Source organism: Bacillus sp. 5mfcol3.1 (assembly GCF_900114335.1).
Lineage (GTDB): Bacteria > Bacillota > Bacilli > Bacillales > Bacillaceae_G > Bacillus_A > Bacillus_A thuringiensis_S.
Map to the genome: position 1 here is coordinate 1 of NZ_FOST01000038.1, position 3826 is coordinate 3826.

Here is a 3826-nt window from a genome sequence, read left to right on the forward strand (position 1 = left end):
GATATGCGTTATGATCAAGGGAAAAAGAAGATTGATTCGTTGAATAAAGAAATTAAGAAGGCAAAAGATAGTGGTGCTGGGAAAGAAGTAACAGACCCAATGGAAGAGCAAGTAAGTGAATTAGAGATGGGGCAAAAAACAATTGACCTTGAGAAAGAAAAAGGAAAGATACAAAAAGAAGAGTTACGTAAAAAGCAGAAAGAACTTACGATTTATAGTAATTTTGCTGGTGTTGTTCAAAAGTTAGATAAAGATGCAGCGCAAAGTTCATCGCAAGCGTTAGGTGGTCAAGGGAAATCATTTTTACAAGTGGCTACTAAAGATCCATTCCAAATTCAAGGTACGCTAACTGAGCTTCAAAAGTCACAAATTCAAAAGGATCAAACATTTACTGTAATTGCGAAAGCAAATAATAAGAAGAAGTGGACAGGTAAGATTATGGAGGTAAGTGAATTCCCAACGAGTGCAGAGATGGCGCAAGCAGCCGGTATGGGTGAATCGACTCAAAATATGTCCCAATATACATATAAAGCAAGTCTTGATAGTCAAGATGGTTTATCTCCAGGTTATCACGTTTCATTGCAAGTAAATTTAGAGAATAAGACGATGATTGCTGTTCCAACTAAGAGCATTGTAGAAAAAGGCGAAGATGCATTTGTTTATATCGAAGAGAAAGGAAAGCTTCGTAAACAAAATGTGAAAAAAGGTGCTACTGATGGAGATTGGACAGAGATTATTGAAGGCGCAACAGTGGGGCAAAAGGTGGTTAAAAATCCTTCCGACAACGTGTATGACGGAATGGAAGTGAAAGAGAAATGATTACGTTAAATAATATTTCTAAAACGTATTTTCAAGGTAAATTGGCAGTGCCGATTTTACATGGTATTAGTTTAACAATTCAGGGCGGTGAGTTCGTTTCTATTATGGGACCGTCTGGATCTGGTAAATCAACGCTTATGAATATTATTGGTTGTTTAGATCGTCCGACAGAAGGCAAATATATGCTGAATGATGTGAATGTCTTAACTGCAGACGAGTCAAAGCTTGCTTTAATTCGTAATGAATATATTGGATTTGTATTCCAGCATTTTAATTTACTGCCTCGTCTTTCCGCAGTGGAAAATGTTGAACTTCCGCTCGTATATGGGGGAATTAAGAAAACGGAGCGCCGCAAGCGTGCTCTGGAGGCACTAGGTAAAGTTGGATTGGCAGATCGTGTGCATCATTTACCGAATGAGTTATCAGGTGGACAGAAGCAGCGTGTAGCAATTGCAAGAGCGATTGCTAATAAACCAACGTTCATTATGGCCGATGAACCGACTGGTGCACTTGATACGAAGTCTGGTGAGCAAGTTATGGATATTTTTACGAAGCTTAACGAAGAAGGTACGACGATTGTTATGGTTACGCATGAAGAAGAAGTAGCTGCGTATTCTTCCCGCCGGATTGTTTTACGAGATGGGGAAATTACAGAAGATAGAAGGTGTGCAGTATGAGTTTACTAGATAGTATGAAGATTGCCCTATCTTCTATATTAGCTCATAAATTGCGCTCAGCATTAACGATGCTTGGGATCATCATTGGTGTTGGTTCCATTATTACTGTTGTAGCAATTGGTCAAGGCGGTGAGGCTGCCTTAAAATCACAATTTGTTGGATCAGGAAATCAAACCGTTCCCATTCATTATAGTACTGATATAAATGATCCTTTTGGTATGGATATGGCTGAAGCACCAAAAATAACAGAAGAAGATATTTTTGAAATCAAGAAGATCCCAGAGATTGCACATATCGTAACAACAAATTCAAGTATGGAGTCTCTTGATATTGAAGATAAAAAAGAGATGGTGAATATTACTGGATTAGACAATGAATACTTCACGGTGAATAAAGTAAAAGTACTAAAAGGACGTTCGCTACAAGAATCAGATGTGGATCAAGGTAACAACGTTGTTATGATTAGTAAACAAATGGAAGATAAAGTGTTTAAGGATGCCAATCCAGTCGGTAAAATCATTGCAATAAAAGGTCAACCGATGCAAATTATTGGTGTCTATAAATCAGATAAAGAATTCATGGGAATGGGACCACCAGAAGCACTCGTTCCAATTTCATTATGGCCGACACTGTATGGAAAAGATGAAATTCAAAATATTTCTGTTCAAGCAAAAAATGTAGATGATTTAGAGCAAGCAGGTAAAAAAGCTGCGGATGTCTTAAACAGTCGCAAACCAAGCGATGCAACTGGTAAATATGAAGTTATGAATTTAAAAGAGATTCAAGAAGGTATTTCAAAAATGACGGGTATTATGACAATGATCATTGGTGGTATTGCTGGTATTTCATTAGTCGTTGGTGGTATTGGTGTTATGAATATCATGCTTGTATCTGTAACAGAACGTACGCGTGAAATTGGAGTTCGTAAAGCACTTGGAGCTACGCGTAGTAAAATTTTATTACAGTTTTTAATTGAAGCAGTTATGTTAACACTTCTTGGCGGTTTAATTGGTATCGGTCTTGGATATGGCGGAGCATACATTGTTTCGACACTTGCGAAATGGCCACCGCTTGTTTCATGGGAAGTTGTTGTTGGAGGCGTATTATTCTCCATGACACTCGGTATTATTTTCGGATTAATTCCAGCGAATAAAGCTGCGAAATTAGATCCAATTGAAGCACTTCGTTACGAATAGTTTACTGGTGTAGTAGAGATAAGCCCCCTTTACTCATACAATTGTTTGAATCATCCTTTAAGAGGATTATATAAATAGAAGGAGGCGCTACAATGGAAGCGAATATGAATACACAAGAAGTAGGTGCGAAAAAGCCATCATTATTTGGAATGATTACATCTCCTGGAGTACAATTTGAAAGAATGAAGATAAAGAAGAAAGTTTGGGGAATGTTCTTCTTAGTGGCACTGTTACAAGGGCTCATAGGTGGATTAAGTGCGTATGTTATACATACCTCGCCTGAGATGCTTAAAATGAAAAAAGAATTTGGTGAGCTTGCTGGTCAAAGTTCACTTACAACAGAAGTTATTTCTGGAATCGGATCAAGTTTTGCTGGTGCAATGGTTGGAACACTTTTCATAGCAGCTATTTATAAGATGTTTATGATGTTTTTTGGGAATGATACCCCTTATAAAACCCTATTGAACATTGTAGTTTATACAAATATTGTCCTTATTATTGGTGGACTTGTTAATACAATTTTAAGTCTAATCTTTGGTACTGGAATGACCCAATATACGAGTTTAGGGTTATTATTTACGGAAGGTACATTTGGATATGGAATTGGTAATACCATTGAAGTGTTCTATGTATGGAATTTAGTCTTAATTTGGCTTGGATTACATATTACAGCTGGATTAAGCAAAGTGAAAGCATTGATTCCAATTATTATTCTATTCATTATTAAAGCGTTCTTCTTAGCCGCAATTATTGTATTAATAGCGAAGTTTTTACCAGGTATGCCAATGTAAATAAATTAAGTCATTATAAATAAGTTTAGTAAAAGATTTGCAACATTAATAACCGGTTCCTTAACATACAAGGTACCGGTTAGTTTGTGTCTAAAATGTGTCTAAACGTACAATTTCCTTTTTTTGATATGGTGACCCCATCGCTATCAAGCTAATAAAAAGAAATGCCCCCTAAAATGAAAAAATACGCTATTCTTTCTGTAGAATCATAGGTGGTCTGCCCCTGAAGTGACCCAATGAAATAAGACAAGGAAAAAACACCTCTTATACCGTATTTAATTTAAATACGAATATACGGAGGTGTTTCTTTTATGGGAACGAGAAAATCTTATTCAGAAGAAAT

The 3826-nt window shown here is 36.6% G+C and carries 4 protein-coding genes; all 4 read left to right on the forward strand.

What is annotated here, in order from left to right:
* Nucleotides 1-819, forward strand: an 819-nt coding sequence (locus BM089_RS30115; RefSeq protein ID WP_090979136.1) for an efflux RND transporter periplasmic adaptor subunit, incomplete at its 5' end; no start/stop codon positions are given.
* The gene (locus BM089_RS30120; protein WP_090979138.1) at nucleotides 816-1496 is read left to right on the forward strand and encodes an ABC transporter ATP-binding protein; all 681 of its coding nucleotides are present in this window, start codon (nucleotides 816-818) and stop codon (nucleotides 1494-1496) included. The genes BM089_RS30115 and BM089_RS30120, both read left to right, overlap by 4 nt.
* Nucleotides 1493-2692: an ABC transporter permease gene (locus tag BM089_RS30125; protein ID WP_090979141.1), complete on the forward strand. Its 1200-nt coding sequence runs from the start codon at nucleotides 1493-1495 to the stop codon at nucleotides 2690-2692. The genes BM089_RS30120 and BM089_RS30125 overlap by 4 nt, the downstream gene beginning before the upstream one ends.
* 92 nt (nucleotides 2693-2784) lie before the next feature.
* Nucleotides 2785-3483, forward strand: coding sequence for a YknW family membrane protein (locus BM089_RS30130; protein WP_090979144.1), 699 nt, complete (start codon nucleotides 2785-2787; stop codon nucleotides 3481-3483).
* The last annotated feature ends 343 nt before the right edge of the window (nucleotides 3484-3826 follow it).